Genomic DNA, 26,647 nt, shown 5'->3' with positions numbered 1-26,647 from the left:
TTACCCACCAGGGGTATCGCAGAGCGTGGACCCGCCATGCCTAGAATGGGCGAGGTGACGGCACAGCACGCTCCACTGCGCGCATCCGGGCTCCCCCGGCTGCTCGGCGTGCTCGCGCTGCTCGCGGGCATCATCGCGATGCATGCGGGCGTGTTCGCGGTCCCCGGCGAACACCATATGGCCGCAGCGGTTACAACGGCCATGCCTGCCGACGACCACGGCACCGCCGCGACCGGAACGGACTGCGGCAGCGATGGCTGCGGCGACTCCCACGGCGGCATGCACGCGTGCGTGTTCATCCTGACCGCCGTCGGTCTCATCTTGATACTCGTGTTGCTCTACCGGGTCACCGTCGATCGACCGCACCTCGACGCAGCAGCACTGCGCAACGGCAGGCCCCGGCGCGAACGCGCACCGCCGTGGACGGTTCCGTCACTGGCCGAATTGTCGATTCTGCGGATCTGACAGGTCCACCGCGTCCGAGCCACCGAGCACGGCCGCGGCTTTCGCCTGTCCGACACCGAGTCATTCGCATTCATCAGGAGCACAGACATGTTCATCACCCGTACCCGGATCACCGTCACCATCGCCGCAACCGCGGCAGCACTTTTCGTTGCCGGCTGCGGCAACGACGACTCCGGCTCCATGCCCGGCATGGAGCACGGCTCGTCAGCCGGCGCGGCGGCCGGCTCCGGCTTGCCTGCCGCCCGAACCGACTTCAACGCCGCCGATGTGACCTTCCTGCAAATGATGTATCCCCATCACGCGCAGGCCGTCGAGATGGCGAAGCTGGTCCCTGGCCGGAGTGAAAATCAGCAGTTGCTCGCGCTCGCCACGGACGTCGAAAAGGCACAGGCTCCGGAGATGCAGCAGATCAGTACCCTGCTGCAGAGCTTCGGCCAGCAGGCGCCGACCGCGGCAGGCGGACACACCGGCCACGACATGGCGGGCATGATGACGCCCGAGCAGATGAGCGCCCTGCACGCCGCGTCGGGCGTCGAGTTCGATCGCCAGTGGATGACCATGATGATCGATCACCACGCCGGCGCGATCGCGATGGCGAACACCGAGCTCGCCACGGGCACCAACCCGGACGCGAAGGCATTGGCCGGTGCCATCATCACCGCGCAGCAGGCCGAAATCGGCACCATGCGCGCCATGCTCGGCCAGGGCTGACGCCGCAGGCCGCAGCCGCCGCGCCGGTATCGGTTCGTCATCGATATCGGCGCGGCCCGCTGACGAGCGGCGCGCCGAAAAGTACGGTCGAATGTCCGGCCTCGTTCGGTACCTCCAGTGGCCGGGAACTCGGAGGGAAAGAGGGGATCCGACAATGCGTCGACTGGAACGTGCGGGCCTGGCCGCCACCATCGCGGCGACCGGTGTTGGTCTTGTCACGATCGGCGCCTGCTCGACGCAGGTCTCCGGCACCGCTGCGGTCAACCGGACCGACCTCGCCGCCTACACCTCCGAGGTCACCGCGGCCTCGATCGCCGCGTCCTCCTCACGCGCCGCGGCGGCGGAGCGCACGACCGAGGCCGCGTGCACCGCACTGCGCAGCGCGAATGCCAGCTCGGTGCACTCTTTCAACGAATACATCACCGTGAGCAATGATCGCGGGCTCGACGATCCCGAGGTCAATGCCAAGGCCGATGTCGCGGTCGGCACGCTGCGCGACAACGCGCGCAACCTCGACGCAAAGTTGACCAACGAGGTGGCGGCCGACGTGGCCGGTCCGCTGCGCGCCTATCGCGACGACACCAATGGGCTGGCCGACACGCTCGCCCAGCGCGCACCGACCGACACCCTGAATGCCGCCATCGACAGGTTCAACGCCACCAAGGACGCCGCAATCGCTGTCTGCAAAGACCACTGAGACAACTCATTTCGAGCCGCGTTCGGCGCGCTCGAGGAAGTCTTCCAGCAGTTCGTTGAACGGCGCGCCGGTGTCGGACACGAGGTGATCCATGCCGGGGCAGACGGCGCGCTCACCGCCGGTTCGCTCGGCGATGGCATCGCAGATGTCCTCGAACGCCTGCCGGTGCCCGCCCGAGACCACCAGAATCGGGAAGCCCGCAGCGCTGCAGCCGCGATCTTCGATGAGCGCTGGCCGGTTCAAGCCCCCGGCGGTACGACGGCCTGCCAGGAAGCCGGCGCCTCGGGCTCGGCTGTCCGGCTCGGCCGCGACCGTGCGTTCCGGCGCTCGAGCACAATCAGCGCGGTGCCGCCGAGCACAATAACGATGGCGATGACCGCGCCGACCACCGCGGGCCCGCGATAACCGGCTACCCCGATAGCCGCGGCGGCGATGGTCACCAGACCTCCGATGAAGAGCAGGACGAACCCGGCCCGATTTCGTGCGTCGGCCAGCGCTTGTCCCGGTTGGGATTCGGGTGTGCGGGCGATATCGGGTGCGTCGTCGAGTGGGGGAATTTCCCACGATCCGTCCGATGTCATGCTGGTACCTCACGTTTCGGTTCGGGCGAAGCGCCCGGCTGCGTCATATCGAGGGGTTGCCCGATTACGCGGCCCCAAACTGTTCGGCGGTTACCATTCGTCGATGGGACTGCAGTGCCCCGCCAACGGAATCAGCATCGGCCATCCCCGCCGCCGGCGAGCACGCGATCCAGCACGGCGACGAGCTCGCCGGTCGGATCTTCGACCGATGTCGGCGATCGCCAGGCGATGAACTGATCGGGTCGCACCAGAACCGCGCCACCCGCCTCGATCCCGACCTGTCGCGCCCAACTGTTCGCCGAGTCGATCGCGACGACTGCGAGCGGGACACCGAGACGATCCGCCGCCGTTTTCGCGGCTTGTGCCCACTCCACACCGCCCGCATCGGTGAGCAGCGTGGTGCGGGATTGCACGAGGTCGAGCGTGGACACTCGACTACCGTCCAGATCGATCCAGGCATGCGGCAGCCGGGAGCCAGGTGCGCCGTCCAGCACCAGCTCGATGTCCTCGGTGGAGGGCAAGTGCGGTTGCGGATCGACCACAGCCGCCGAGTCGTAGCGATAGCCCAGCTGCACGATCGGGGCGTTGATCATGCCCATCGCCGTCCGCTCCGAGGCTGCCGCCGCACTGGAATCCCAGTGCAGCCGTGGTGCTTTCAGCCGTAGCAACGCTTGCTCCAAGGTGGTCAGCGCCACCGGTCGACGTTCGGCGTGATAGCTGTCGAGCAGCGCGGGACCGGCCTGCCCGGCGCACACCGCCGCCAACTTCCAGGCCAGGTTGTGCGCATCCGCGACGCCGGTGTTGAGGCCGAACGCGCCGAGCGGCGGGACGGCGTGCGCCGCGTCACCGATCAGGAATACGCGCCCCTGTTGGAAGCTGTCGGCAACCATTCCACGTGCCCGCCATGGCAATCGACTGCGCACCTCGACATCGAGCCCATGGTCGCCGACGGCAGCGCGGATCAGGGCACGACAGCGTTCGGGCGTGAACTCGTCGGCCGACTGTCCATCCTCCGGGCGGTATTCGGTGTGGAAGATCCACTCGGTTGCGCCGTCCACGGTCATGAACATGCCCGGCGCATCCGGGGTGGTGATATCGCAGGCGGCGAAGAACCGCCCACGGGTGTAGGGCCGCAGATCCGCTCGGAAGAGGATGTTCACCTTCGGATTACCCAGTGCGCCAGGGCCGGTCGTACCGATCCCGAGCGCGCCGCGGACACCGCTGTGCACGCCGTCGGCCCCGATCAAATAGTCCGCCCGGATCGTCGCACCGTCGTCCAGGTGCGCGGTGACACCGTCCGCGTCCTGTTCGAAGGACAGCAGCCGAGTGGAGTGCCGAATCGTGGCGCCCCGCGTCGTCGCCGCAGGCAGCACTACCGAATCGAGCCGGTGCTGCGGGCAGGTGCCGCGAATCGTGGCGGGGCTGAATCGGTCGGCGACCCGGCCCGCACGTGCGGGTGCCACATCCGGCAGGGCGGTCGGATCGATCGAGGCCAGCGTGACCGCGGAGATCTTGCCGAGGTTGCCCGCCGTCATGTCCACCGCCACCGCGTCGACCGCGTCGGCGAGCCCGACCTCACGCAAGAATTCGAGGGTTCGCGGTCCGAGGCCGGTCGCGCGCGGATGGATCGAAGGTTCCGATTGACACTCGACGACCATCGCCTCGACCCCATGGTGCGCAAGCAACAGCGCTGCGAACAGGCCGACCGAGCCGCCGCCCGCGATCAGCACGGGAACCCGATTCTGTGTCATGGCCACTCCTTTATGGATACAGTGTTCTCAATTCGGATACACCGTAGCCATACTGCTACGATGTTTGCAAGGTCGGACCTTTCACAAGGAGGACGTGGTGGCGAAGCCGGAAGAGACCCCCGCTGTGGTGTGGACCAAGGAGCGGCGCACCCCACGCCGCAGTGCGCCCGGCGTAGAGCAGATCGTCCGTACCGCGGTCGACCTCGCCGACAGCGAAGGACTCGAGGCCGTCTCGATGCGCCGCATCGCCACCGAACTCGAGTCCGGCACCGCATCGCTCTACCGCTACGTCGAAGGCCGCGACGACCTACTGGACCTGATGATCGATGCGGTCAACGGTGAAGTGGAGCCCCCGGAGCTGGCAGGCGATTGGCGCACCGACCTCACCGCGGTGGCCCGCCATCTGCGCGCCACCATGATCCGCCACCCGTGGCTCGCCGCCGAACTCACCGGACGCCCCACCCTCGGCGCAAATTCCCTACGCCTGCAAGACATTGCACTAGCGGCCGCCTCCACCCTCACCGCCGACATCACCGTCGCGGCCGCTGTCGTCGACACCGTCGACGCCTACGTCTTCGGGGCCGTCGCCCGACACCTCGCCGAGGAACAGGCGCAACGCCGCACCGGCCACACCGAAGACGAATGGCGCGCCGTCGTCGCGCCCTACATCCGCGAAGTCATCGCGAGCAACGCCTACCCCCACTTCGCCCGCCGCGTCGCCGACGCCGAGGACGCCGACCCCGAGCAGCGCTTCGACTTCGGTCTCAACTGCATGCTGGACGGCATCGCCGCCCGCATCCGCGGCTGACAACTGCGCCCTGATCAGCCCTTACCGCCCGCTACTCGATCGAACGAGGGCGTCCAGAACAACCGCGACCGTGACGCACGTCGGCATCCGGCCCTGCTCGGCAGGCCGCATCGCTGCTGCCACCGGCTGCCGCCGGATGGCGTCAACGGCACACGGTTCGACCGCGTGCGGCTTCGTTCGGCCGCGTACCGATCAGCTCTCTCGATTGATGTCGGCGTCCGATGTGACACCAGGCATCAGGGGGCCGACTCGGCAAGGCAGAAGTCGGAAACCTCCGATGATGGCGTGTATGCGGCCAGCAGGGTGGTGGTGATGACGTGGGCGGCGTCGTCGTCGGTTAGGCGGCCTGCGGCGACTTCTGTTGCGGCGCCGTGGATCACGCTGTGATAGACCGCAACCATCCAGGAGGTGGGCAGGTCTGCGCGGAACGCGCCTTCGGTTCGGCCACGCTCGATGAGGCGGCTCACTCGGCGCATCGGGAGGTCGTGGGCTGCGCGGATACGTTCCGCAGGAATGTGATTGTGTGCGGCCACCAGCAGTGAGCGGAACTGGTCGATGAGCTTCCAGGATGCGGCGACGAGTCGGCCGATGGCCGCGCGCGGGTCGCCATCGAGATCGACGCTGTCGAGGGTGTAGTCGCTCTCGGCGACGGCGCGGGTGAACACCGCATCGATCAGTTCCGCACGGGATGCGAAATGCCCGTAGAGGGTGACCCTTCCGACGCCGGCTCGCTTGGCGATCTCGCCGATATTCGCCTCTGGGTCGGCGATCAGCGCCTCCTGGGCGGCATCGAGAATCGCGGCGATATTGCGCCTGGCGTCGGCGCGTTTGGCCTGGCCATGCTGTTGCGTCCGTGGTGTTGCCACCGAGTCGCCACCCCTTCTCGAACAAGCTTGTACGGGTTGTGTGGCAACTATAGAACGGCCGCGAGCGGGGACTGCCGGTGAGTCGTGTCACCAATCCACCTCTTCTCGTACAGCAGTGTTCGAGTTACAGTCGATGCATTAACTCGAACATTCACGTTCAACTTAGGAGCCGTCATGCATCCGCAGACGCCAACTCACCACCACCACGACACCGCCGAGCCCCAGGATCCGCGCCGATGGCGGGCCCTGACGGTGCTCGCGACCGCGCAATTCATGCTCATCCTCGACATCACCGTGGTGACCGTCGCACTGCCGGATATCGGACGCGATCTCGAACTCGGTCAGGCCGCGACGACTTGGGTGATCACCGCGTACACACTGCTGTTCGGCGGACTGATGGTCTTCGGCGGCCGATCGGCCGACTTGTTCGGCGCGCGCCGCGTGGCGATGACCGGCCTCGTCGCGTTCACCGGTTCGTCGCTGCTGGCCGGGCTCGCGGTGAACGCGCCGATGCTGTTGAGCGGCCGGGTCGGACAGGGTGTCGGGGCCGCGCTGCTGTCGCCGGCGGCCATGGCGATCGTGACCACCACTTTCCACGGCGCGGAGCGCAACAAGGCCCTCGGCGTGTGGGGTGCCCTCGGCGGCACCGGCGCGGCGGTTGGCGTTCTGGTCGGCGGCCTGTTGACGGCAGGACCCGGCTGGTCGTGGATCTTCTTCGTCAATGTGCCGGTCGGGCTGGTGCTGCTCACGGCGATGACCAGGGTCGCGCCGGATCGACCGGGGCAGCGTGGACGCAGTATCGATGTGCTCGGCGCGGTGCTGGTCACCGCCGCGGTGGGCGCTGCGATATACGGGCTGATCAATGCCGGTGATGATGGCTGGGCCGACTCGCTCACCGTCGTTCCGCTCCTTGCGGCCGTCGTGCTCGGCGCGACTTTCGTCATCTATGAGCGCAATGCCGTAGCGCCGCTGCTGGATCCGCACCTCCTGGTGCGCAGGCCGATTGCGGCAGGGGCGGTGCTGATGCTGGTCGCGACCGGTCTGCTGATCACCGGCTTCTTCCTCGGTTCGTTCTATCTTCAGCAGGCGCAGGGGAATTCGGCCCTGGTCACCGGGCTGCTGTTCGTGCCCATCGCGCTGGGCACCATCATCGGAGCCCACAATGCCGGGAGTCTCATCGGCAAATACGGCTATCGACCGGTCGGCGTTGTCGCGCTGACGATCACGGCCGCAGGCGCCGCCGTACCCGCATTGTGGAATGGCACCGCCGCCGTGATCATCGGCCTGACCGTAGCGGCGGCCGGCGAGGGCGCTACCTTCGTCACCGCGACAACCACCGCACTGGCCAACGTCGCCCACGACCAAGCCGGAGTGACCTCCGGCCTGGTCAACACCTTCCACGAAGTGGGTGCGGCGCTCGGCGTTGCGGTCCTGTCTACTGTTGCCGCGGTCAGCCTCCGCACATCCGGCGCGGACCTGAGCGGTTTCACCAATGCCTTCACCCTGAGCGCCATCATCGCGACGGTCGTCGCGACGGCCGCGCTGGCGTTCATCCCGGCAGGCAAGCCGCCGGTCGGCATGCGGGTCGGCGCGCACTGACACCAAGCCTCGAAGCGGATCCGGTCGATGGATGGGTGCGCTTGCCATGAGTCATGATGCTGGCGTTCTCGAACGTCCGATCATGCCAACGAACGAGCCTCTGATCGATGGCCGCGCGAGCGTGTTCACTCGGGATCGTGCTGGTCGGTGGCGTTTTTGGCTGTCGTTCCCAGCACGCGGTCCAGTAGATGGTCGATGAGATCGAGTGCGGCGTGTGGGGTGTTGTACCCCTGGAGCAGGCCTTGGGCTAGTCCGCCGATTGTCGCGGTGATGAGTGCGGCGTCGCGGTCTGGTGATGCGTCCGCGCGTTGGGCTCGTTCGATTTGGTCGGCTATGATCGTGGCCAGGGTGCGTGGTGCTGCGAAGGTTTCTTCCGCGGTGATGCTCTGGCCGGTGACAGCTGCCCATCCGAAGCTGCCGAGGACGATCGTTTCCTCCCGGCGTTGCTCGTCGAGAGGGAGCAATTCGGTGAGGACCGCGCGGATCACCGCGCGGGGTGTAGCGTCCTGGCCCAGCGCGGTCCACCGGCGCATGAATCGGGCGCCGGCATCCTCCATCACCGACCGGTGGGTCGCCAGCAGGAATTCCCTCTTGGTTCCGAAGTAGTACTGCACCAGCCGTATCGACATTCCGGCCTCGGTGGCGACCGTTTGAAAGGTGACGGCTTCCAGGCCGCCGCCGACGATGACTCGGCGCACGGCGCTGGTGATCTGCCGCCGCCGCACTTCATGGTCGACCAATCGTGGCACGCGTCCTGCCGCCTTTCTGTTGTGTCGAACAACCCGCCAGCCTAGATGGTACGTACATACCGCATACGTGATATGTTCATGCCACCAAGATGATACGGTCATACCGTAAAGGGGACGAAGGGGAGGCTCATGCCGAAGATCGGGCGGTTCGCCAGCAGCGAGGCCAAAGCGGCCTACCTGCGGGCCTACGAAGCACTGGCGGTCGACTGGCCGGTGCCGTCGACGGACATCGAGGTCGAAACAACATTCGGGACAACGCGAGTGCGTAAGTCGGGAACGGGGGCGAGCCTGCCGCTGGTGCTGTTGCCGGGCATGCCCGGCAACAGTTTGTTCTGGACCCCGTTCATCGAGGAGCTGGCGCGTGAGCGTGTCGTCTACACACCGGATGTCATCGGCTGGCCAGGCCGCTGCGAGCAGAGCGCACCGGTGCATGACCATGCCGAGATCATGAAGTGGCTGGTCGAGGTCATCGATGGGCTCGGCGAGGCTCGCATCCACGTGGCCGGGTACTCCGACGGCGCGTGGATCGCCGGACTGCTCGGAGTCCATCACTCCGAGCGCCTGGCGAGTCTGTCCATGCTGGAACCGGGCGGAGCCACCTTCGCCAAGCCTCGGTGGAGCCTACTTCTGAAAATGGTCTCCGCAGGTATGCGGCCTACCCGTGAACGCATGCAGAAACTCACCCAATGGTTGACTCCTGGTGTCGTGCTGAGCGACAAGGAATGGGCAATGGCTGTGGCGGGGTTCAAGTTCCGGCTGGCGTTGCCGTGGCCGAAGCCGTTCACCGATGAACAACTGGCTGCCATCACCGCGCCGCTGCTGGTGTTGTTCGGCGGGGCTACGGTCGTCAACGACCCCGATATCGGAGTGCGTCGCCTTCGCCAGCATGCGCCCGCCGCCGACGTCGAGGTCTACCCAGGTGTCGGACACGAACTGCTGTGGGTACTCCCGCAGAAGGTGATACCCCGGCTCCTCGAGTTCGTCGCCGAACACGATGCAGTCCGGACATGAGCAAGCAAGTTGATCAGGCGACACACAGTAGAAGCTGCGGAGCGTTCGGCACGGTGTCTCGTGAACGATGCTGTGCTCAGGTGGTCAGTGCATCACCGCTGCTGAGGTGTTCAGCGTAAACCTCTGCCGGACTGCGGTAGCCATGAGACCGAGTTCACCGGGGAAGCATAAGACTCGGACAGTGAGAAGGCTGCCCGCAGCCGCGCGAAAATGTCCAGTCTTGTTTGTTCAAACCCCAAGGCGGGGGGATGGCTTCGGGGAAGCCTACGGCGCGATCGGACAGCCCCTCAGCGACCTGCCGAACCCGCGATGAGCTGGATCTGCGGCCAGGTCATTCGACAAAGGTGTAAATGCGGATGCCGAGTGTGGACGCGCCTGCAACGATGTTGTCATGGGGAGCGTGCTGATGACCGGTGATATACACGGCAATACCGATCATGCGGTGCGGTTGGTGCGTATCGCGGTGCGGCAGAAGTGCGAGCGGATGTTCGTGCTCGGGGACTTCGGCGCCTGGGAACACACGCCGGAGGGCAGGCACTACTTCGATGTGATGAATCGGGTGGCGCGCAAGCAGCGGGTTCAGGTGTACTTCCTCGACGGCAATCACGATAAGTCGTCGCTGGTCCATGAGCTGTATGACGGCAAGGCCGATGATGACGGCTTCCTGGTGTGCCGCAGCAATATCCGGTATGCCCCGCGCGGGCATCGATGGGTGTGGGAGGGGACGCGGTTCGCGGCGTTCGGTGGGGCGTATTCGGTCGACAAGTTGTGGCGATTGGCGAAGGAGGCGCAGAGCGAACGGCATGCGGAGCGGCGCAGGCGCTTCGGGTCGTCGCGGCACCCGGCCACAGCGGGGAAGCTGTGGTTTCCGGAAGAGGAGATGACCGACGAGGAGTTCGAGTCGGCGCTCACCGCCGACACCTCGCCGGTCGATGTGCTACTCGCGCACGACAAACCGCGAGACTCGGCCCCGGACTGGAATCGCAAGAATCTGCCCGAGTGCCTGCCCAATCAGGACCGTATCCAGCGCGCGGTGAACACGCTGCGACCCGGCCTGATGCTGCACGGGCATCTGCACTACCGCTACACCGACATGATTCGGTGCGGTGCCGATCAATGGACGCAGGTCGACGGGCTCGGCGCGGACCCGGAAGCCTCCCATTGGCACGGCTACGACCGCGACAAGTCCTGGCTGGTACTGCAATTGCCATATCTCCGCGCGTCGGTGGACCGCGAGCATCCGGAGTTGGCGAGCTGATATTCATCGCGGCTCATGAGGCTCGTTTCTTGCCTGTCCCAGGCGAGTTCAGTGCACGCGAGCCCGGTTTCGCAGCACAAGCGCACCCAGCGCCGCCCCCACCATGCAGAGCCCGACCACCCACAAACCAGCACGCTGACTGCCCGTCAGATCCTTCAACGCACCGGTCACATACGGTGCGACGAAGCCACTGACATTGCCGATCGAGTTGATCAGCGCGATGCCGCCCGCCGCAGCGGCGCCGGAGAGGAAGGTGCTCGGCAGCGCCCAGAAAGTGGGCAGCGCGGCCAGCACCCCGACCGCGCACACGGTGACAGCAGCCATGGCCGCGAATGGATTTCCGAGGTAGAGGGCCACCGGGATGGCGAGTCCGCCGATCAGTGCGGGCAGGGCGACGTGCCAGGTCCGTTCACGGGTTCGGTCGCCGTGCTTGCTCCACAACACCATGACGACCGCGCCGATGACGTAGGGCACGGCATTGATGAGACCGCGCTGGACGATCGAGAAGTGCGTTCCGTACTGCTGCTGGAACCCGCCGATGATGGTCGGCAGGAAGAACCCGAGCGCATACAGGCCGTAGACGATGCCACCGTAGACGAGCGCGAGGCCGAGTACGCGCGGATGGGTCAGTGCCTTGCGCACCGTCCAGTGCTCGGCCTGCTCCAGCGCGGCCTGTTCGGCGGCGAGTTCGGCTGTCAGCCAATCACGTTCGGGCGGCGAGAGCCAGCTCGCCTTGTCCGGACGGTCGGTGAGGTAGAACCAGGTCATGACCGCGAGCGCCAGCGCGGGCATGCCCTCGACCAGGAACATGAAGCGCCAGCCGGTGAGCCCGAACACGCCATCGCCGTACTGGATGATCAGACTCGACACCGTCGAGCCGAGCGCGGTGGAGATCGGTACCGCGGTCATGAACAAGGCAACGATCTTCGCGCGGTGCTGCTGCGGAAACCAGTAGGTGAGGTAGAGCAGAATGCCGGGGAAGAAGCCGGCCTCCGCAACACCGAGTGCGAAGCGCAGCACATACAGCATGGTTTCGTTGGGCACAAAAGCCATTGCGGTGGCGACGATCCCCCAGCTCGCCATGATCCTGGCGATCCACCGCCGCGCCCCGAACCGATGCAGCGCCAGATTGCTCGGCACTTCGAGAATGAGGTAGCCGATGAAGAAGATCCCGGAGGCGAGGCCGAACGCAGTTTCGCTCAGCGCGAGATCGGCCTTCATACCGCTGGGCCCGGCGAAGCCGATATTCACCCGATCCAGGTAGTTGACGAAATACAGCAGCCCGAGAAAGGGCACCAGACGGAGGGTGACCTTGCGCACCGTCGCGCCGGACACATCAGTGGCGTGGACCATTCGGGCACTCTCGACGTGCGACGCCCGGGAGTCAAGTCATCGGGGACGAGGGACTGCCGACCGCGCCGGTGCCGCTATTCGATGTACCAGCGAAAGCTGTCGTAGCCGACGGCATGGGCGTCGATGGTATCCCGCAGGTAGTTGGCCGTTTCGACCACGACGCCGCCGGATTCCCTACCCCCGATCAGGATTCCGAGGAACGCCGCACGTCCCTCCGGGGTCTGGTTGTACACAATGCCGCCGGAATCGCCCCGGTCGGCGTTGAAGTCGGTGATGAAGTAGTGGTCGCCGATCGAGGTGATGGTTCCGCATGTCCAGGTGGTTGCCCAGCCGACGTGGCACACGCCCTCGCCGACAAAGGGTTCGGTGTAGGTGGATTGGATGCCGAAGGTGCCGAGCGAGGCCGAGATGCCGACATTGTTCGCGAGCCGGATGAGGGCGAAACCGAGGTTCGCGACCGTCGAGTCGTCACCGTAGCTCTGTTCGAACCATCCGACGAGGCCGCCGTTTGCGTCGTAGACGCGCGCCCCTTGCTGAAAGCAGTGCGCGGCCGTGACGGCGTACTGCGCACTACCCATATGTCCCGTAGCCCCGACCGAGCAGATCCGGTCGGCAGTCCGGATCGTCATGCCCGGGTAGGCGGTCACCTGAACCTGCGCGGTCGCGGGGAATCCCACGCCGAGGCATACCGCGAGGGCTGCCACGATCACCGACATCGACAGCGTGTTGCGGTAGTGCATAATTCGCCTTCTCGGTCGTGTCGGGCCGGCCACTGCGCCGGTAATCCGCCTGCGCCGCCGACACGTGCACGATATCGCCCGCCGCCGCAATGCGCGCGCTCAACCACGACCCTTTGCTCCCCGGCCGAGGCCAACAGAGTTCAGACGGCGAATCCGAGTGCCGTCGCGCCGATAACCGGAGCCATGTACAACAGCGGGAACGAGACGTGGGAGTACAAGCGCGCCCTGAGCACCGTGCCGACGGCGCCGCCGAAATACAGCACCAGGCCGATCGCGGCCATGATGCCGATGAACGGCACGAAAGCCCGGCCGCCAACCCGGTCGCACCCATCGCCTTGGCCGCGCCGAGCCAATTCCACCAGGACTCGGACATACCGGATTCCGTCAATGCTTCGACCGCCCAGCCGACCCGAAAGAAGATCGCAGCGGCCGAATAACCGACCCAGGCTGCGGCCGAGATGGTGGCGGCATACACAGTGGACATCGGCCGGCCGCGCGCACGCCGAACCTGCTGGCCCGCAACACTGTGAGGTCACTTGATAATCGGCTGCGTGGGTCCACACCCCGCCACACCGGGAATTCGATAGGACATCGGTGGGACAAGGCGCGAGCGAGAGCGGCCGTGACTACAGACCTGCGTGTGAGAACAGCCCCGGCGAGCCGATGGACTGCCCCACCGTCACAGGTGCGGCGAACTCGGCGGACCGCCTCGGCAATCGCACAATCCGCTCGAACAGCGTGAGGTAGGCGTCGATCATCCGGTCCGCGTCGAAGCGTGCCTTCACATCGTCCCGGCACACGCGGCGGTCGATCGTGCCGATCTCGGCTACCGCCTCGACCGCAGCCGAGACATCGGTAACCAGAAATCCCGTCGAGCCATCGCGCACGATCTCCGGCATCGATCCCAATGGCGTTGCGATGACCGGTGTTCCGGTCGCCAAGGATTCGATGACCGACAGTCCGAACGGCTCGGCGAAACCGATGAGGTGCAGCAGCGCACGCGCGCCGCCGAGCAACTCGTCGCGCTGCGCGGGACCGACCGGACCGACGTAGGTCACCGCCGCATCGGCGAGATGCGGCTCGACCGCGGTGCGGAAGTATTCCTCGTCTTGAATCACGCCTGCGATGATCAGCGGAAGCCCGGCCAGCCGGGCCACCTCGATCGCCAGGTGGGTGCCCTTTTCCGGGTGGATTCTGCCGAGAAAGAGCAGATATTCGCCGTGCTCCGGCCGGAACGTAAAATCCGCGAGGTCGACGCCGTGATGAATGGTCGCGTCATAGCCGAGATCCGGGTGGCGATCGGCGGCACTGATCGCCACGTAGTGCGCGATATCGTCGAATGCCCGATAAACGGGCACGATTTTCGGCGAGGAAAAGCCGTGGATCGTGGTGACCATCGGGGTCGACACCAGCCTGCTGTAGGTCAGCGGCATGAAGTCGAAGTGGTTGGCGAGCACGTCGAACTCTCCCGCATGCTCGAACACGGTCGAATTGTGCAGCGCCTCCAGCACTTTCGCATCCGCGCCGACCGTCTCCTCGTATCCCGAAGGAACGGGACCGACCAGCCGTGCCGACGTCGTCGAGTCGGCGGTGGCAAACAGCGTCACCTCGTGGCCACGCGCGAGGAATCCCTCGGCCAAGGTCGAGGCGATTTGCTCCCACGGTCCATAGTTTTTCGGAGGCGACCGATGTGCGACTGATGAAATAACGCCGATTTTCATAGATCCTCGATTACTGGCGATTTTGCCGCGAGAATCGTCGAGTGACGGAGCGGACTTGATAACACGACCGTACCACGCCCCATGTCCCGTGACCTGGGTGTTACGATCGGGGCCTAGTGGTCGATCCGCCCGTGTTGCAGTCCGGAGCAGATTCTCAAGCGCTCGAGCGCAGCACGATAGCCAATTGAGTGGCTACAGACAGCGCCACCGTAGACGCTGCCTCGAAACAGGAAGGCTGACGTTGTGTCAGTTCGGTCCTATGGAGTTCTGAGCACGTATCCGCCCACCCAGTGCGGGTTGGCGACCTTCACCGACGCCTTGGTCGCTTCGCTGACGTCGCACGAAAACAGTTATACACCAGTCGATTTGGTCCGCGAACCGGTTCGCGAGGTGAGCAAGGTCGGCGTTGTCGCCGTTGTCGACACCCCCGAGCAGGCACCGCTGCCCGAGGTGGCGCATCAGTGGGTGCGCAGCGCACGCGGCGGCGCGATCGCCGCGGCCGCGGCGCTCAACCGCTACGACGTGGCGATAGTCCAGCACGAGTTCGGCATCTTCGGCGGGCGAGACGGTGCCGATGTGCTCGAAACCGTTCGCGCCCTTCGTGTTCCAGCGATCGTGGTGCTGCACACCGTGCTGGCCACCCCGACGTCCCGGCAACGAGTGATCCTCGAAGAGCTCGCTCGCATCTGCGCTGCGGTCGTCACGATGACGAAAACCGCAGGCCAACGCCTCATCGATCACTACACGGTCGACCCGACGAAGATCCGGCTGATCCCGCACGGAGCCGCCGACAACCGCGCCGGACAGCCCGAGGACCGGCACCAGCCGATCTCACGGTCACCGGTAATCCTCACCTGGGGGCTGCTCGGTGCCGGCAAGGGCATCGAATGGGGCATCGACGCGATGGCCCAGCTCGCCGATCTGCGACCTGCGGTGCAGTATCGGGTGGTCGGACAGACGCACCCCCGGGTGCTGGAACAGCACGGCGAGTCCTATCGCACGCGACTCGTCGAACGTGCCCGTCGTCGCGGGGTCGGCAACGCCGTGCATTTCGATGCCCGCTACCTGTCGAGCGCCGAGCTGTACCGGCTGATCCGGCAGGCCGATGTCGTACTCCTGCCCTACGATTCGCGCGAGCAGGTGACCTCCGGCGTGTTGATCGAGGCCGTCGCCGCGGGCAAACCGGTGGTATCGACGGCCTTCCCGCATGCACAGGAGCTGCTGTCGAGCGGCGCGGGCCTGCTCGTCGAGAGAGAGTCGCCCACTGCCATTGCGACGGCACTGCGCCGCGTCCTCACCGAGCCCGGCCTCGCGAATCGCATGGGCGAGGAAGCCGATCGCATTGCACCCGAACTGCTCTGGTCCTCAGTGAGCCGCAAGTATCGCGCGCTCGCCACGGAAACCCTGCAGGCCGACCGAAAGCTGGCCACCGCATGAACAACAACACCATCACCATCTCCTACGCACACATGTTCCGGCTCAGCGATGACTGCGGGATCTTCGAGCATGCGAAGTTCAGCGAACCGCGCACCGAGAACGGCTATTGCGTCGATGACGTCGCGCGCGCCCTCGTTGTCGCCGTCCGCGAGCCCGAACCCGACCAGCAATTGCTCGCCCTCACGCAGGTGTATCTGGACTTCGTTGTCAGCGCACTCGCCACCGACGGCCGCTTCCACAATCGCCGCGGAACCGACCGAACCTGGCAGGACGAGCCGAGCCTCGAAGACCATTGGGGCCGCGGCCTGTGGGCGCTCGGCTCGGTGGTCGCCCGAAGACCGGACCTGGCGGAGACCGCGCTCGCGCATTTCACCGTCGGTGCGCGACGGCGTTCGCAATGGCCGCGCGCGATGGCCTTCGCCGCGCTCGGTGCGGCCGAAGTGCTGCAGGCCGATCCGACCAACTCGGTCGCCCGTGAGCTACTTGCCAGCGCGAGCGCACTGATCGGGCCACCGACTCGAAAACTGCACTGGCGCTGGCCCGAACCCCGGCTCGACTACGCCAATGCGGTACTGGCCGAGGCAATTCTGGTGGCGGGCGCGGCCCTCGGCGAGGAACGAACACACGCCGATGGGCTGGTAATGCTGCGCTGGCTGCTCGAGGTGGAAACGGCCGGCGATCACCTGTCGGTGACCCCCGTCGACGGCTGGACCACCGGCGAGCTGCGGCCCGGCTTCGATCAGCAGCCGATCGAGGTCGCGAGTCTGGCAGACGCGTGCGCCCGCGCCTACGACCAGACCGGCGACCAGCGCTGGAAGGATGCGGTCCTGCTGTGCGACAGCTGGTTCCGCGGCGCGAACGATGTCGGGACACCATTGCTCGACGAGGTCAGCGGCGGCTGCTGTGACGGACTGGAACCGACCGGCAGAAACGAAAATCAAGGCGCCGAGTCGACACTCGCGCTGATTTCCACCCAGCAACAGGCCCGCCGACTTCAGCGGGCGCGGTAATGGCCGACCCCGCGGCGCCGAGTCCGGCCCAGCTCGCGCGGCGGGGCGACCGGGTGCTGTATCCCGACCAACGCCGGGTCTTGGCCAGACTGTTCCTGCCCGGCCAGGAAATTCTCGGGCAAGGCATTTCGCGCGCCGACGCCATCATCGCGCGAGTGCTCGGTCTCTCCGATGCGGATGTGTCGGCCACCCTGGCCGACACGATGGACCGGTTCGGCGAACGGCACCGCGATATCGGCGCAACGTTCGCGACGCACTATGCGCAGGTCGCGCACCGGGTACCGCGCACATCGACGCCGATGCTCGAACGCCGTCAGCTCATCGGCGCCTGCTTCACCCAGGAGTACGCGGTCGAAGCCGCCGCGTTGTTCAATCCGTCGATCGTCGCGCATCCCGATCAATCCGGTGTTGCCCCTGGCGAACTGCGCTTCGTCATGAGCCTGCGCGCGCTCGGTGAAGGACATATTTCGAGCATCGAGTTCCGAACCGGCACACTCGGACAAGGAGATTCGGTTCGGCTGGACGAGCAGACGCCCTACATCGAGACCGGGCAGTTCGCCTCGACGGCGTCCGGCGACTACACCGTAGCCTTTCCAGCCGAACTCCCGATGTGTGAGCGAGTGCTCTTCCCGACAGTCGACGAGGAGAGCCGCGGGATCGAAGACGCGCGGTTCACCCGGTTCGTCGCGGCGGACGCGACCGTGACGTATTACGCCACCTACACCGCGTTCGACGGCGCAGTCGTCACACCGAGACTGCTGCGCACCAGCGATTTCGCCACCTTCGTCAGCACCACGCTTGCCGGGGACGGGGCCGCGGACAAAGGGATGGCGCTCTTTCCGCGACAAGTCCGCGGCCGATATCTGATGCTGTCGCGGTGGGATCGGGAAAGCATCAGCGTGGTCGGCTCGGCCGACGCCCGCGTGTGGAGTGACCCGGTCACCGCCTATCTGCCGACCCGGCCATGGGAGCTGATCCAGCTCGGCAATTGCGGTCCGCCGATCGAAACACCCGCGGGCTGGCTGGTACTGACCCACGGCGTCGGACCGATGCGCACCTACGGCATCGGCGCGATTCTGCTAGACCTCGACGATCCGACCCGTGTCATCGGCGCATTGCGCAGGCCACTGCTAGCGCCGAACGAGGCCGAACGCAACGGCTATGTGCCCAACGTCGTGTATTCCTGCGGCGCACTGGTCCACCAGGACACCCTCGTGCTGCCCTACGGGCGCAGCGACTCGGCGGTCGGATTCGCGTTCATATCGCTGCCTGCGCTGCTGCGGCAGCTCCTGGAAGCCGGCCCCGACTGAGGGCTCGCGGACCGCTTCGTCGTTTATTCACACTGTAGTTGTCACTCGTTGACCTACACCGTTGACACTTGACCTATACGGGCGTGTACTGGAGTTCTGGCAGATCAGATCTCGGCCAACGTGGGGTTCCACCTGGATGGGCTCTTTCATCACTATGGTGACTGCGCACCAGAGTTTCGATCTCACCAAACAACGAGGACCTGGTATGGCAATCACCGAAATCAAGGAATATGCGCACTTGAGCGTGGCCGACGTCGAGGCGCTCGGGCAAGAACTCGATGCGATCCGCCGGGACATCACCGAGCAGCGTGGCGAGCGGGACGCGGCGTACATCCGTCGCACGATTGTCTTCCAGCGGGTACTGGATGCCGCGTCGCGGCTGGTGATCGGCGGCAGCAGGACAAAGGCCGGCTGGCTGCTCGGCACCGCGGGCTTGGCGGTGGCCAAGAGCATCGAGAATATGGAAATCGGCCACAATGTGTGCCACGGCCAATGGGATTGGATGAACGATCCCGAAATACATTCCAGCACTTGGGAATGGGATATGGCCGGCGTTTCGGCGCAGTGGCGCTATTCGCACAACTATCGCCACCATGTGTTCACGAATGTGCTCGACATGGACGACGACATCGGCTTCGGTGTCATACGGGTGACGCGCGACCAAACCTGGCAGCCCCGTTTTCTGCTGCAGCCATTGCAGAATCTGTTCCTGGCCGCCACCTTCGAGTGGGGTATCGCCCTGCACGGCATGTATGCCGAGCGCGATCGCATGCCCACCCAGGAGCAGAGGACCGCGCAGACCAGGGCGATGATCGGCAAGCTCGTCAGGCAGGCAGGAAAGGATTATCTGCTCTTCCCGGCGCTCAGCGGGCGGCGGTGGCGGCGAACCATAGCCGCGAATGCCTCCGCCAATGTGCTGCGCAATATCTGGGCGTATCTGGTGATCTTCTGTGGACATTTCCCCGACGGTGCCGAGAAATTCACTCCCGAAGTCATGGAGCACGAGACCAAACCGGAGTGGTACCTGCGGCAGATGCTCGGCACCGCGAACTTCGATGCGGGCCCGCTGCTGGCATTCATGAGTGGAAACCTGTGTTACCAGATCGAACATCACCTGTTTCCGGACCTGCCGAGCAATCGCTATGCCGAGATCGCCGAGCGGGTGCGCGCCCTGTGTGACAAATACGATCTGCCCTACACCACCGGTTCGTTGACCCACCAGTACCTGCTGACGCTGCGCACCATCCACAAACTCGCCCTCCCGGACCGCTTCCTCACCGCCACCAGCGATGACGCACCCGAAACCGCGTCCGAACGACGATTCGACAAGGATGTCGCCGCCACGACGTCCGACACCGGCTCGTCGACGACTCGACGCGGTCTACGCACCGCACTGAACAACCGCGCCCTCCGCCGACGCTTCGAATCAATTGCCGCACTGCACCTTTGAGAGACGAACCGCGCCTCCCGCATCACCCGCGCGGCGTGCGAGCGGCCTTGCCGGGATCAGGCAGTGTCGCGGTGAGGCCGGCGAGCAGGATGTCGAGCCCGCGCTCGAGTTCCGCAGCGCCGTCGTAGGAGGCCAGGACGGGGGCCAGCTCGCGCAGCAGCGGAAACTCACCGATCGGCAGCCGGTGCAGCCCGAGGCGCAGTACTTCGTCGGTTTCCTCCGGACGTTCCACGAGCTCCTGGAGTTCGTTGAGGATGTGGCCGTAGAGGAATCCGAAGAGCGCACGGTAGATATGCAGTGCGTCGGCTCCCGAGAATCCCGCGCGGGTCAGCAGGCCGATGATGTCTTCCAAAGGCCGTACCACGGCTCGGGGGCGCATCCCCAGCGGCGTCGCCAACGGCCGCGTCACCAGCAGTGGAACCGCGCGTGGATGCGCGAGCGCCAGTAGCCGGAAGTCGCGCGCGACCACCCGTAGCTGGTTGGCCCAGTCGCTACCGGTGGCATCGACCGCCAGTTGGGCGAACACCGACTCGGCGACACCATCGAGCACCGCGGCCTTGTTCGGCACGTGCCGATAGATCACCATCGGATCCCGGCCCACCGCGTCGGCCAAGCGGCGCATCGACAACCCCTCGACCCCATCCCGATCGACGATCTCCAGCGCGGCCGCGAGTACCACCGCCCGCGTGATCTGGCCGTTGTCACGCCCCCCTGCGGCAGCACCCTTGCCGCCGGTCGATGATTCGGCCATCACAAGCACTCCCTCTATGGAACCAGCGTGGGTCATGAGTGTATACCTACAGCGTTGACACCTGTTGTTCATCAGAGTTCACTGGAGGTATTCGGCGACCCAGCTGGTTACCGCCCATAGGAAGTCCACCGCAATGACGCTCGCCGACAAAGCCCGCACCGCGTTCCGTGCCATCCAGCGATTTCTCCGCCCCAGCGAACCTCCATCGATGCATAACGAGGGCCGCCCCACCCGCGCGGCAGCCAAGGCCGAACGAGCAGCCCGCAAACTCGACCGAACCGACGAGCACTGAGCAGCACCGATACCGAGCACGGACCGATACTCGAGCATGCTGCGGATTTACTCGGGTAGGACGAGTACTCGACTACCCGTGTAGTCGAGGTGCGCCGGTCCTACCGTGAGGCAATGGCCGTCCCCCAGCTCTCGGTGGATGTCGCCATCGCGGGCGCGGGAGTCGCTGGATCGGTGGCGGCGTTGATCGCTGCCCGCGCAGGCAGGAGCGTTGCACTGATCCACGCACGGCCGCGACGCCGAAATCGGGGCGAGACAGTGCCCCCAGAGTTCCGGCCGCTGCTGGAAGAACTCGAACTCTGGCCGGAATTTCTCCGGTCCGGACCTCGCGAGTGTTGGAGCAATCAATCGTGCTGGGGTAGCGCGCAGCCGCGCGAACGGCATTACATCTGCCACCCGTACGGATGTGCTTGGCATGTCTGCCTGCCTGCTTTCGAGGCCGAGCTGCGCGCCACAGCGGCCCAACACCGGATTCGCCTGATCGACGGCCACGTCACGCGTGCTGAGAACCACACCGAACACGTTGCGCTGTATGTCGAAACATCCGACCGCGCGATGCACGTCGATGCCGCCGTGGTGATCGATGCGACCGGCCGTTCGGCGCGAGTGGCACGCGGACTCGGCGCCACCCGCCTCAACATCGATCAAACGACGAGCTTCGCCACCACATGCGAACCCACCGGAAATGCCGGGGCGACCGATACTTTGGTGGAAGCCACCGATATCGGCTGGTGGTATTCGGCACCGGCGACCGATGGACTATCGGTCATGTTGGTCACCGACACCGAGGTCGTCGATCTCGCAGCGAACAGACTGGGCAAGCAGTGGGTCGCGTTGCTGCAGCAAGCTCCGAACACCAGTGCTCGCGCCCGAGCAGCAGCCGACCCCGCCCTTGCCGTCGCCGCGGCAGGCCCGTCCAGGCTGGACCCTGTTGCCGGGCCGAATTGGCTCGCCGTCGGTGACGCCGCGGCCACCTACGACCCACTCAGCAGCAGCGGAATCCTGCACGCGGCCAGCAGCGCGGCCGCGGGGGCGCATGCCGCCGATGCCCTACTCACCCAAGACTTTTCGTCCATCACCGACTACCCACACCGCGAGATGGAGTTATTCGATGAGCACCTCCGACAGCGCAGCGACCGATACCGGACCGAGCAGCGGTGGCCCGCCTCGGCCTTCTGGACTCGCCGCGGCATCCCCGCCACCAGCCGGCAGTGACACCGACCCGTCGCACATCGCGTTCGCGCGGATCCACCCCGGCATCGGAGTGGCGCGCGTCGGCAACAGCCCGGACGAGTTCTTCCCCGGACCGGAAGCGCCGGGGATTCCGGCAAACCCCGAGGGGCAATTCAAGGACGCACAAGGTGGGATGAAACGGCAGGCTGCTCGATTTCGGCTGTACGGGTACAACACCGCAGGCAAGGTGGTGCGGGAGCTGACTGCAGCCGAGGCTTCATGCCGCCGCGGTCCCGCGACGCGGGCGACGCACGCACCGGACAACCGGCAACGTTCCCGGCTTTGCTGCCCCACCAATATGCGGCAATGCGCCGGTGGGCCCCGGCGACTTCGACGCGGACTGGGTGCCGCATAGGTGCGCATGATCCGACCGTCCAGTGCAACAAATAACATTACACTGTTGCAGCAACAATTAGGTCAAGAATGTTTCAGAAGGCGCGATCACTGCTAGCGTCGAAGCGTGACCGCCACGCCCACGACCTCGTCGAATACGCGCGAATCGGCCGAAGCCATCGAATCGCGCATCCTCGACGCCGCACTGGTTCAGTTCGAACAGGTCGGGATCAAAAAGACGACGATCGAGGACATCGCCCGCCGCGCCGGCGTCGATCGGGTCACGGTTTACCGTCGCGTCGGCTCCCGCGACGACGTCGTGCAGATGGTCACCACCCGCGAGGTGGGGCGCGTGCTCGCCGAACTCGCCGAGATGCCCGCACGCCACGACACTCTCGACGGACTCGTCGCCGACATTTTCGTCACGGTCGTCACCCGATGGCGCACCCATCCCCTCGTGCAACGGATGCTGACCCTCGAACCCGAGCGAGTCCTTCCGCAACTCACCACCGGGGGCGCCGCCACCTTCGCCATGTCGGTCGCGGCGACGTCCGCCGCGCTGCAGCAGGCCGTCGAAAGCAATCTGCTGCCGGACTCTGCCGATTTGCGGACCCGCGCGGAGATCGTCTGCCGTTTCGTCCATTCACTCGTCCTGCAGCCGGACGGATCCATCCCGCTCCAATCCACCGAGGAGCTCACCGAATTCGCTCGCAAGCATCTGGTGCCGATCATCTCCGGCTGAAATTCCGGATCCCGTCTTGACGTGGCTGCGGTTGCTTTCGTCATCTCGACGAAGGACCACCGGCCCTCCAAAGCGTGCTCGAAGCCTCCGACACTGGCGAAGGGCTGGACATGCGGTCCGGTCGAGCCGAGTCGACACGGGAGACACACATGAAGGTTGAAGACGTCCTTGCCAGGACAAAGGACTCGATGACGGTCGAGCGGGTATTCGCCGAGCCGGTCGAACGTGACGGAACCACCGTGATCACGGCCGCCGCGATCTCTGGAGGCGCAGGCGCAGGCGCAGGCACCGACGTACAAGGGAAAGAAGGATCCGGCGGCGGCTTCGGTGTGGGCGCCAAGCCAGTCGGCGCGTACGTGCTGAAGGACGGCCAGGTGCGCTGGCAGCCGGCGATCGACGTCAATCGGCTGGTCACGATCGCCGGTGTCGTCACCATCGTCGCCGCCATCGTCGGATTGCGCATCGCTTCACTGCGAGCGCGGGCAGCCCACATCCCGGGCTCACGGCGACAACGAAAGCCCTTCGCACGAGGGACTCGGTGATCGTGTGCCCGCGATCGGAGCCGAACACACTTACTGATATGGATACCGCGTGCTACACCGACCAGGCCGTCGACAACGTCGGGCAGGGGCCGCTGCGCGTCGATTGTGATGTGTAGGAGGAGATGTCGTCTCGATGCTTGTGACGTGGACGAGGCCCGTGCTTCGCGAAGAACGATCGCCGCAGACCATTGCGGTGGGCCGGCCGCACTCTACGACGTCGGCGAGGTAGGAGCGGCGTCATGGCCGTTGACACGATCGATCCTCGAAGACTGCGCTCGGGCGGCCTGGATCGGTGGATGACCTCGGCCTGTCGCCGGCTGGATCGGCGCTCCTCGCCGCACTATCCGCTTCCTGGACTCGGCTGGCTGGAAGAGCCACCAACCCGTGCGGCGAAGTGCCGCCGGCACACTACGGGTCGTGCAATCTCGGATCGAGTTGGGCCGCGCGGTGTGGTTCACCGAGCATCTGAATCCGCCCGCGCCCGCCAGCTCGAACGGCGGTGTGAAACACCGTGCCGGAGGCGAGGGTTCGCGGACCGAAGCGGCCGGCGCTTCGGCGCAACACGTCTGGAGTCAGGGGCAGCGCACCACGATCATCGGGCACTCGACCGAATGCAGCAGCGCGTTGCTGGTGGAGCCCAGCACCATCCCGGTGAATCCACCGCGGCCGTGGCTACCGACGACCAGCAACTGTGCGTTCGATGATGCGTCCAGCAGCGAACGAACGGGCCGGTCACACGTCACGATTCGCCGCACCGCGACGTCCGGGTAATGGTCGCTCCATCCGGCCATGCTCTCCGCGAGCACGACCTCTTCCGATTCCCGTGCCGCGTCCCATCCCGGCACCGGTAGGTAGTCGACCGAGCTGACGTCACTCCAGGTGTGCAGGGCGACGAGCCCGACCTTGCGTCGGGATGCCTGTTCGAACGCGAGCTCGATCGCGGGCACGCTGTTGGTCGAGCCGTCGACACCGACGAGGACGGGCCTGCCGAGTGACACCGGGTCGGTTGCGGAATTCTGGTGCACGACGGTGACCGGACAGTGGGCGTGATGAGTGAGCGCGGCGCTGACCGAACCGAGCAGACCGCGTCGGAACGCACCGAGGCCACGACTGCCGACCACCAGCATCGCTGCGGTCTTCGACCGTTCGATGAGGGTCGGGATGATCGCGCCGAAGGTCAATTCCGTGGTGAGATCGAGTTCTTCACCCGCGGCCTGCCTTGCGATGCTGGTGGCCTCGGCCAGGACCTGCTGGCCCTGGGCGCGCAGCAAGTCTGTTTCCGGCGGGCCCATCATGACGCCAGGCGCGTACGTGGTGGGTAGCGCTTCCGACGTGACCAGGTGCAGATTGCAGTGACACAGGGCAGCGTCGACCGCCGCCCAGGCCGCTGCCTGATATGAGCTCGCCGAACCGTCCACGGCCGCGATGATCGGATGGTCGTTCATTGTTTGTCCTCTCTGAATTCGCTGCGCCGCCGATTCTGTAGCAGCAGCCGCCGCGGCCTGACTCGACGCGGGGCGAACGATTCATCGAGCCGATCCCGGCTGTCTCCGCCAGGTCCGTATCCACCCTGCTCACGAGCGAGCTGCTGGGCTACCTCGGACGGAGAAAGCTGGTTCACGAACCACGTACGGGCGATCGCGGCGACCTTCTCCAGCGCCCCGGGCTCGGCGAACAAGTGGGTGGCGCCCGGCACCTCGGTCAACGCCGTCTCGCACGTCATCGCTTGCATCGCACGACGATTCAGCGCAAGTACGCCCTCATCATCGCCTCCGACAATGAGCATGGTCGGCGCCGTAACGTCGTCGAGCTGCGGTCCGGCGAGATCTGGCCGACCACCCTGCGACACCACCGCGGAAATCCGCACAGCTGGATCTGCTGCCGCCCGCAGGGCAGCCGCCCCGCCGGTACCGGCTCCGAAGTATCCGATTCGCAAGTCCACATCGCTGCGCCGCGACAGCCAAACCGTGATGTCCACCAGCCGCCGCGATAGCAGCCCGATATCGAAGACTCGGGAGCGATCGGTCTCCTCCTCCAGGGTCAAAAGATCGACGAGCAGCGTCCCGAGCCCGGCACGGTTCAGCACCTCGGCCACATAGCGATTGCGGGGGCTGTGCCGGCTGCTGCCACTGCCGTGTACGAATACCACCAGCCCGAGCGGGTGCTCCGGAACGGTGAGGTACCCATCCAATACCACTCCCCTGGTGATCACCCGCACCGGTTCGTTCCGTAGCGGTGGATCGTCCGCGGCGGCCGTCGGCGGTGCCGGCAGATGCCCCGCAGCGCGGCGCAGCAGGTCCGCGACCTCGGCATCGGAGACCTGATCGAACCTGCCGTACCACCGTCCGACCGCCCCGAACCACGACGGCGACGCCAGACACACCGTCTCGTCGACATCACCTGCCAGCAGAGGCAGGACAGCTCGGGGCACCACGGGAACGGCAAGGACGATCCGGCGCGCACCGCGCGCCTGTGCATCCTGACAGGCCGCACGAATCGTCGCACCCGTCGCGACTCCGTCGTCGACGACGATCACCGTCCGGCCGCACAACGATATGCGCGGATGGGTACTTCGCAACAGCGCGGTACGTCGAACGAGCTGTTGACGTTCATGGCGTTCCACCTCCGCCATCTCGTGGACGGTGAGTCTGGCACGCGTCACGATGCCGTTGTCGATCACCACGATGCCGTCCTCGCTCACGGCGCCGAACGCGAGCTCCGGCTGATGCGGCACCCCGAGCTTGCGAACCACGATCACATCCAGCGGAGCCCCCAGCCCGACAGCGACCTCGTAGGCGACGGGGACGCCACCGCGGGGCAACCCGACTACCACGGCGTCCTCCTCATCCAGGTACTTCAGCCGCAGCGACAGCTGACGTCCGGCATCCGCACGATCATCGAACAGCACGACGAACCTCCTCAGTGATCTCTTCAGCTTCGACATACGCCCACGTAGACGCCAGATCCGATCGTCGCCGCAGAAGGAGACATTGGTCCTCGAATGCGCCGTGCGTCCCGAGGGAGTTTCTGACCGAAGTCCCCTCCGACGACATCCCAGCGCTGTGGCGGTCCCGCCCGGGCGCTCCGCCGACCGGCTGGCGGCCGACCCCGACGAGAGCGCCGGCCCGATCCAAACAGTCCGAATCTCCTTGCGGTGTACTGACACTCGGCGTTGTGGGCCCCGGAGCGCCGCACTCGGCGGGCCGACGTCAGCGCTTGGCGAACTGGCAAGCACAGC

Annotated in this window: 27 protein-coding genes and 2 pseudogenes; 17 read left to right on the top strand and 12 right to left on the bottom strand. The window is 65.9% G+C overall.

Annotated features, from left to right (window positions below):
* Positions 1-54: 54 nt before the first annotated feature.
* From ACLMAL_RS06815 to ACLMAL_RS06805, 3 genes are all read left to right on the top strand, one after another.
* Positions 55-465, top strand: coding sequence for a DUF6153 family protein (locus ACLMAL_RS06815; protein WP_411998297.1), 411 nt, complete (start codon positions 55-57; stop codon positions 463-465).
* An 87-nt stretch (positions 466-552) separates the two neighbouring features.
* The gene (locus ACLMAL_RS06810) at positions 553-1,176 is read left to right on the top strand and encodes a DUF305 domain-containing protein (protein ID WP_411998296.1); all 624 of its coding nucleotides are present in this window, start codon (positions 553-555) and stop codon (positions 1,174-1,176) included.
* A 154-nt stretch (positions 1,177-1,330) separates the two neighbouring features.
* Positions 1,331-1,873, top strand: a complete 543-nt coding sequence (locus tag ACLMAL_RS06805; RefSeq protein WP_411998295.1) for a hypothetical protein — start codon at positions 1,331-1,333, stop codon at positions 1,871-1,873.
* A gap of 6 nt (positions 1,874-1,879) precedes the next feature.
* Here the strand turns inward: ACLMAL_RS06805 and ACLMAL_RS06800 are convergent, their stop codons facing one another.
* From ACLMAL_RS06800 to ACLMAL_RS06790, 3 genes are all read right to left on the bottom strand, one after another.
* On the bottom strand, positions 1,880-2,116 hold the full coding sequence (locus tag ACLMAL_RS06800; RefSeq protein WP_411998294.1) for a hypothetical protein: 237 nt from the start codon (positions 2,114-2,116) through the stop codon (positions 1,880-1,882).
* Entirely contained in the window at positions 2,113-2,454 is a 342-nt protein-coding gene (locus tag ACLMAL_RS06795) for a hypothetical protein (protein WP_411998293.1), read from the bottom strand. The genes ACLMAL_RS06800 and ACLMAL_RS06795 overlap by 4 nt, the downstream gene beginning before the upstream one ends.
* 131 nt (positions 2,455-2,585) lie before the next feature.
* Positions 2,586-4,205: an FAD-dependent monooxygenase gene (locus ACLMAL_RS06790; RefSeq protein ID WP_411998292.1), complete on the bottom strand. Its 1,620-nt coding sequence runs from the start codon at positions 4,203-4,205 to the stop codon at positions 2,586-2,588.
* Between the two features lie 97 nt (positions 4,206-4,302).
* On the opposite strand from ACLMAL_RS06790, the gene ACLMAL_RS06785 reads away from it, so the two are divergent.
* Positions 4,303-5,013 carry a TetR/AcrR family transcriptional regulator C-terminal domain-containing protein gene (locus ACLMAL_RS06785; RefSeq protein ID WP_411998291.1) on the top strand — a complete coding sequence of 237 codons (711 nt, stop codon included), beginning with the start codon at positions 4,303-4,305 and terminating at the stop codon, positions 5,011-5,013.
* Positions 5,014-5,249: 236 nt separating this feature from the next.
* Here ACLMAL_RS06785 and ACLMAL_RS06780 read toward each other — a convergent pair whose 3' ends face one another.
* A complete protein-coding gene (locus tag ACLMAL_RS06780) occupies positions 5,250-5,879 on the bottom strand; it encodes a TetR/AcrR family transcriptional regulator (protein WP_328405999.1) in 630 nt (209 codons plus the stop codon).
* Between the two features lie 174 nt (positions 5,880-6,053).
* Between ACLMAL_RS06780 and ACLMAL_RS06775 the strand changes: the two genes are divergently transcribed.
* Complete coding sequence (locus tag ACLMAL_RS06775; RefSeq protein ID WP_411998290.1) at positions 6,054-7,478, top strand: MFS transporter; 1,425 nt, start codon at positions 6,054-6,056, stop codon at positions 7,476-7,478.
* Between the two features lie 125 nt (positions 7,479-7,603).
* Here ACLMAL_RS06775 and ACLMAL_RS06770 read toward each other — a convergent pair whose 3' ends face one another.
* Positions 7,604-8,227: a TetR/AcrR family transcriptional regulator gene (locus ACLMAL_RS06770; RefSeq protein ID WP_411998289.1), complete on the bottom strand. Its 624-nt coding sequence runs from the start codon at positions 8,225-8,227 to the stop codon at positions 7,604-7,606.
* Between the two features lie 129 nt (positions 8,228-8,356).
* Here ACLMAL_RS06770 and ACLMAL_RS06765 point away from each other — a divergent pair, with 129 nt between their 5' ends.
* Both ACLMAL_RS06765 and ACLMAL_RS06760 read left to right on the top strand, forming a co-directional pair.
* A complete protein-coding gene (locus ACLMAL_RS06765) occupies positions 8,357-9,238 on the top strand; it encodes an alpha/beta fold hydrolase (protein WP_411998287.1) in 882 nt (293 codons plus the stop codon).
* A 406-nt stretch (positions 9,239-9,644) separates the two neighbouring features.
* Positions 9,645-10,496 carry a metallophosphoesterase gene (locus ACLMAL_RS06760; RefSeq protein ID WP_411998286.1) on the top strand — a complete coding sequence of 284 codons (852 nt, stop codon included), beginning with the start codon at positions 9,645-9,647 and terminating at the stop codon, positions 10,494-10,496.
* Between the two features lie 48 nt (positions 10,497-10,544).
* Here the strand turns inward: ACLMAL_RS06760 and ACLMAL_RS06755 are convergent, their stop codons facing one another.
* The 4 genes and pseudogenes from ACLMAL_RS06755 to ACLMAL_RS06740 all read right to left on the bottom strand — a co-directional run bounded on the left by ACLMAL_RS06755 (position 10,545) and on the right by ACLMAL_RS06740 (position 14,229).
* Positions 10,545-11,849: an MFS transporter gene (locus tag ACLMAL_RS06755; RefSeq protein WP_411998285.1), complete on the bottom strand. Its 1,305-nt coding sequence runs from the start codon at positions 11,847-11,849 to the stop codon at positions 10,545-10,547.
* Between the two features lie 74 nt (positions 11,850-11,923).
* Positions 11,924-12,589, bottom strand: a complete 666-nt coding sequence (locus ACLMAL_RS06750; protein WP_411998284.1) for a trypsin-like serine protease — start codon at positions 12,587-12,589, stop codon at positions 11,924-11,926.
* Between the two features lie 140 nt (positions 12,590-12,729).
* Positions 12,730-13,073 (bottom strand): annotated as a pseudogene (locus ACLMAL_RS06745) (DoxX family protein).
* Between the two features lie 142 nt (positions 13,074-13,215).
* Positions 13,216-14,229, bottom strand: a complete 1,014-nt coding sequence (locus ACLMAL_RS06740; RefSeq protein WP_411998283.1) for a glycosyltransferase family 4 protein — start codon at positions 14,227-14,229, stop codon at positions 13,216-13,218.
* Between the two features lie 447 nt (positions 14,230-14,676).
* Between ACLMAL_RS06740 and ACLMAL_RS06735 the strand changes: the two genes are divergently transcribed.
* From ACLMAL_RS06735 to ACLMAL_RS06720, 4 genes are all read left to right on the top strand, one after another.
* A complete protein-coding gene (locus ACLMAL_RS06735) occupies positions 14,677-15,747 on the top strand; it encodes a glycosyltransferase (protein ID WP_411998282.1) in 1,071 nt (356 codons plus the stop codon).
* Positions 15,744-16,757, top strand: a complete 1,014-nt coding sequence (locus ACLMAL_RS06730) for a glycosyltransferase (protein WP_411998281.1) — start codon at positions 15,744-15,746, stop codon at positions 16,755-16,757. Before ACLMAL_RS06735 ends, ACLMAL_RS06730 begins: the two co-directional genes overlap by 4 nt.
* Positions 16,757-18,067 carry a glycoside hydrolase family 130 protein gene (locus tag ACLMAL_RS06725; RefSeq protein ID WP_411998280.1) on the top strand — a complete coding sequence of 437 codons (1,311 nt, stop codon included), beginning with the start codon at positions 16,757-16,759 and terminating at the stop codon, positions 18,065-18,067. Before ACLMAL_RS06730 ends, ACLMAL_RS06725 begins: the two co-directional genes overlap by 1 nt.
* 205 nt (positions 18,068-18,272) lie before the next feature.
* On the top strand, positions 18,273-19,517 hold the full coding sequence (locus tag ACLMAL_RS06720) for a fatty acid desaturase family protein (RefSeq protein WP_411998279.1): 1,245 nt from the start codon (positions 18,273-18,275) through the stop codon (positions 19,515-19,517).
* Between the two features lie 22 nt (positions 19,518-19,539).
* On the opposite strand, the gene ACLMAL_RS06715 is transcribed toward ACLMAL_RS06720, so the two are convergent.
* Positions 19,540-20,268, bottom strand: coding sequence for a TetR/AcrR family transcriptional regulator C-terminal domain-containing protein (locus tag ACLMAL_RS06715; RefSeq protein ID WP_411998278.1), 729 nt, complete (start codon positions 20,266-20,268; stop codon positions 19,540-19,542).
* 133 nt (positions 20,269-20,401) lie between these two features.
* On the opposite strand from ACLMAL_RS06715, the gene ACLMAL_RS06710 reads away from it, so the two are divergent.
* From ACLMAL_RS06710 to ACLMAL_RS06685, 6 genes and pseudogenes are all read left to right on the top strand, one after another.
* Complete coding sequence (locus ACLMAL_RS06710; protein WP_411998277.1) at positions 20,402-20,560, top strand: hypothetical protein; 159 nt, start codon at positions 20,402-20,404, stop codon at positions 20,558-20,560.
* A gap of 113 nt (positions 20,561-20,673) precedes the next feature.
* On the top strand, positions 20,674-21,774 hold the full coding sequence (locus tag ACLMAL_RS06705) for a tryptophan 7-halogenase (protein WP_411998276.1): 1,101 nt from the start codon (positions 20,674-20,676) through the stop codon (positions 21,772-21,774).
* Positions 21,671-22,147, top strand: a complete 477-nt coding sequence (locus ACLMAL_RS06700) for a LodA/GoxA family CTQ-dependent oxidase (RefSeq protein ID WP_411998275.1) — start codon at positions 21,671-21,673, stop codon at positions 22,145-22,147. The genes ACLMAL_RS06705 and ACLMAL_RS06700 overlap by 104 nt, the downstream gene beginning before the upstream one ends.
* Before the next feature lie 105 nt (positions 22,148-22,252).
* Positions 22,253-22,867, top strand: a complete 615-nt coding sequence (locus ACLMAL_RS06695; RefSeq protein WP_411998274.1) for a TetR/AcrR family transcriptional regulator — start codon at positions 22,253-22,255, stop codon at positions 22,865-22,867.
* 149 nt (positions 22,868-23,016) lie between these two features.
* Complete coding sequence (locus ACLMAL_RS06690) at positions 23,017-23,409, top strand: spore germination protein GerW family protein (protein ID WP_411998273.1); 393 nt, start codon at positions 23,017-23,019, stop codon at positions 23,407-23,409.
* A 344-nt stretch (positions 23,410-23,753) separates the two neighbouring features.
* Positions 23,754-23,857, top strand: a pseudogene (locus tag ACLMAL_RS06685) (hypothetical protein); the annotation flags it as partial.
* A 124-nt stretch (positions 23,858-23,981) separates the two neighbouring features.
* On the opposite strand, the gene ACLMAL_RS06680 reads toward ACLMAL_RS06685, so the two are convergent.
* Both ACLMAL_RS06680 and ACLMAL_RS06675 read right to left on the bottom strand, forming a co-directional pair.
* Entirely contained in the window at positions 23,982-24,854 is an 873-nt protein-coding gene (locus ACLMAL_RS06680) for a universal stress protein (protein ID WP_411998272.1), read from the bottom strand.
* Positions 24,851-26,317, bottom strand: coding sequence for a phosphoribosyltransferase family protein (locus ACLMAL_RS06675; RefSeq protein ID WP_411998271.1), 1,467 nt, complete (start codon positions 26,315-26,317; stop codon positions 24,851-24,853). The genes ACLMAL_RS06680 and ACLMAL_RS06675 overlap by 4 nt, the downstream gene beginning before the upstream one ends.
* Between the last annotated feature and the right edge of the window lie 330 nt (positions 26,318-26,647).

This window comes from Nocardia sp. CWNU-33 (assembly GCF_046764895.1).
GTDB lineage: Bacteria > Actinomycetota > Actinomycetes > Mycobacteriales > Mycobacteriaceae > Nocardia.
This window is presented reverse-complemented; position numbering and strand designations above follow the sequence as displayed.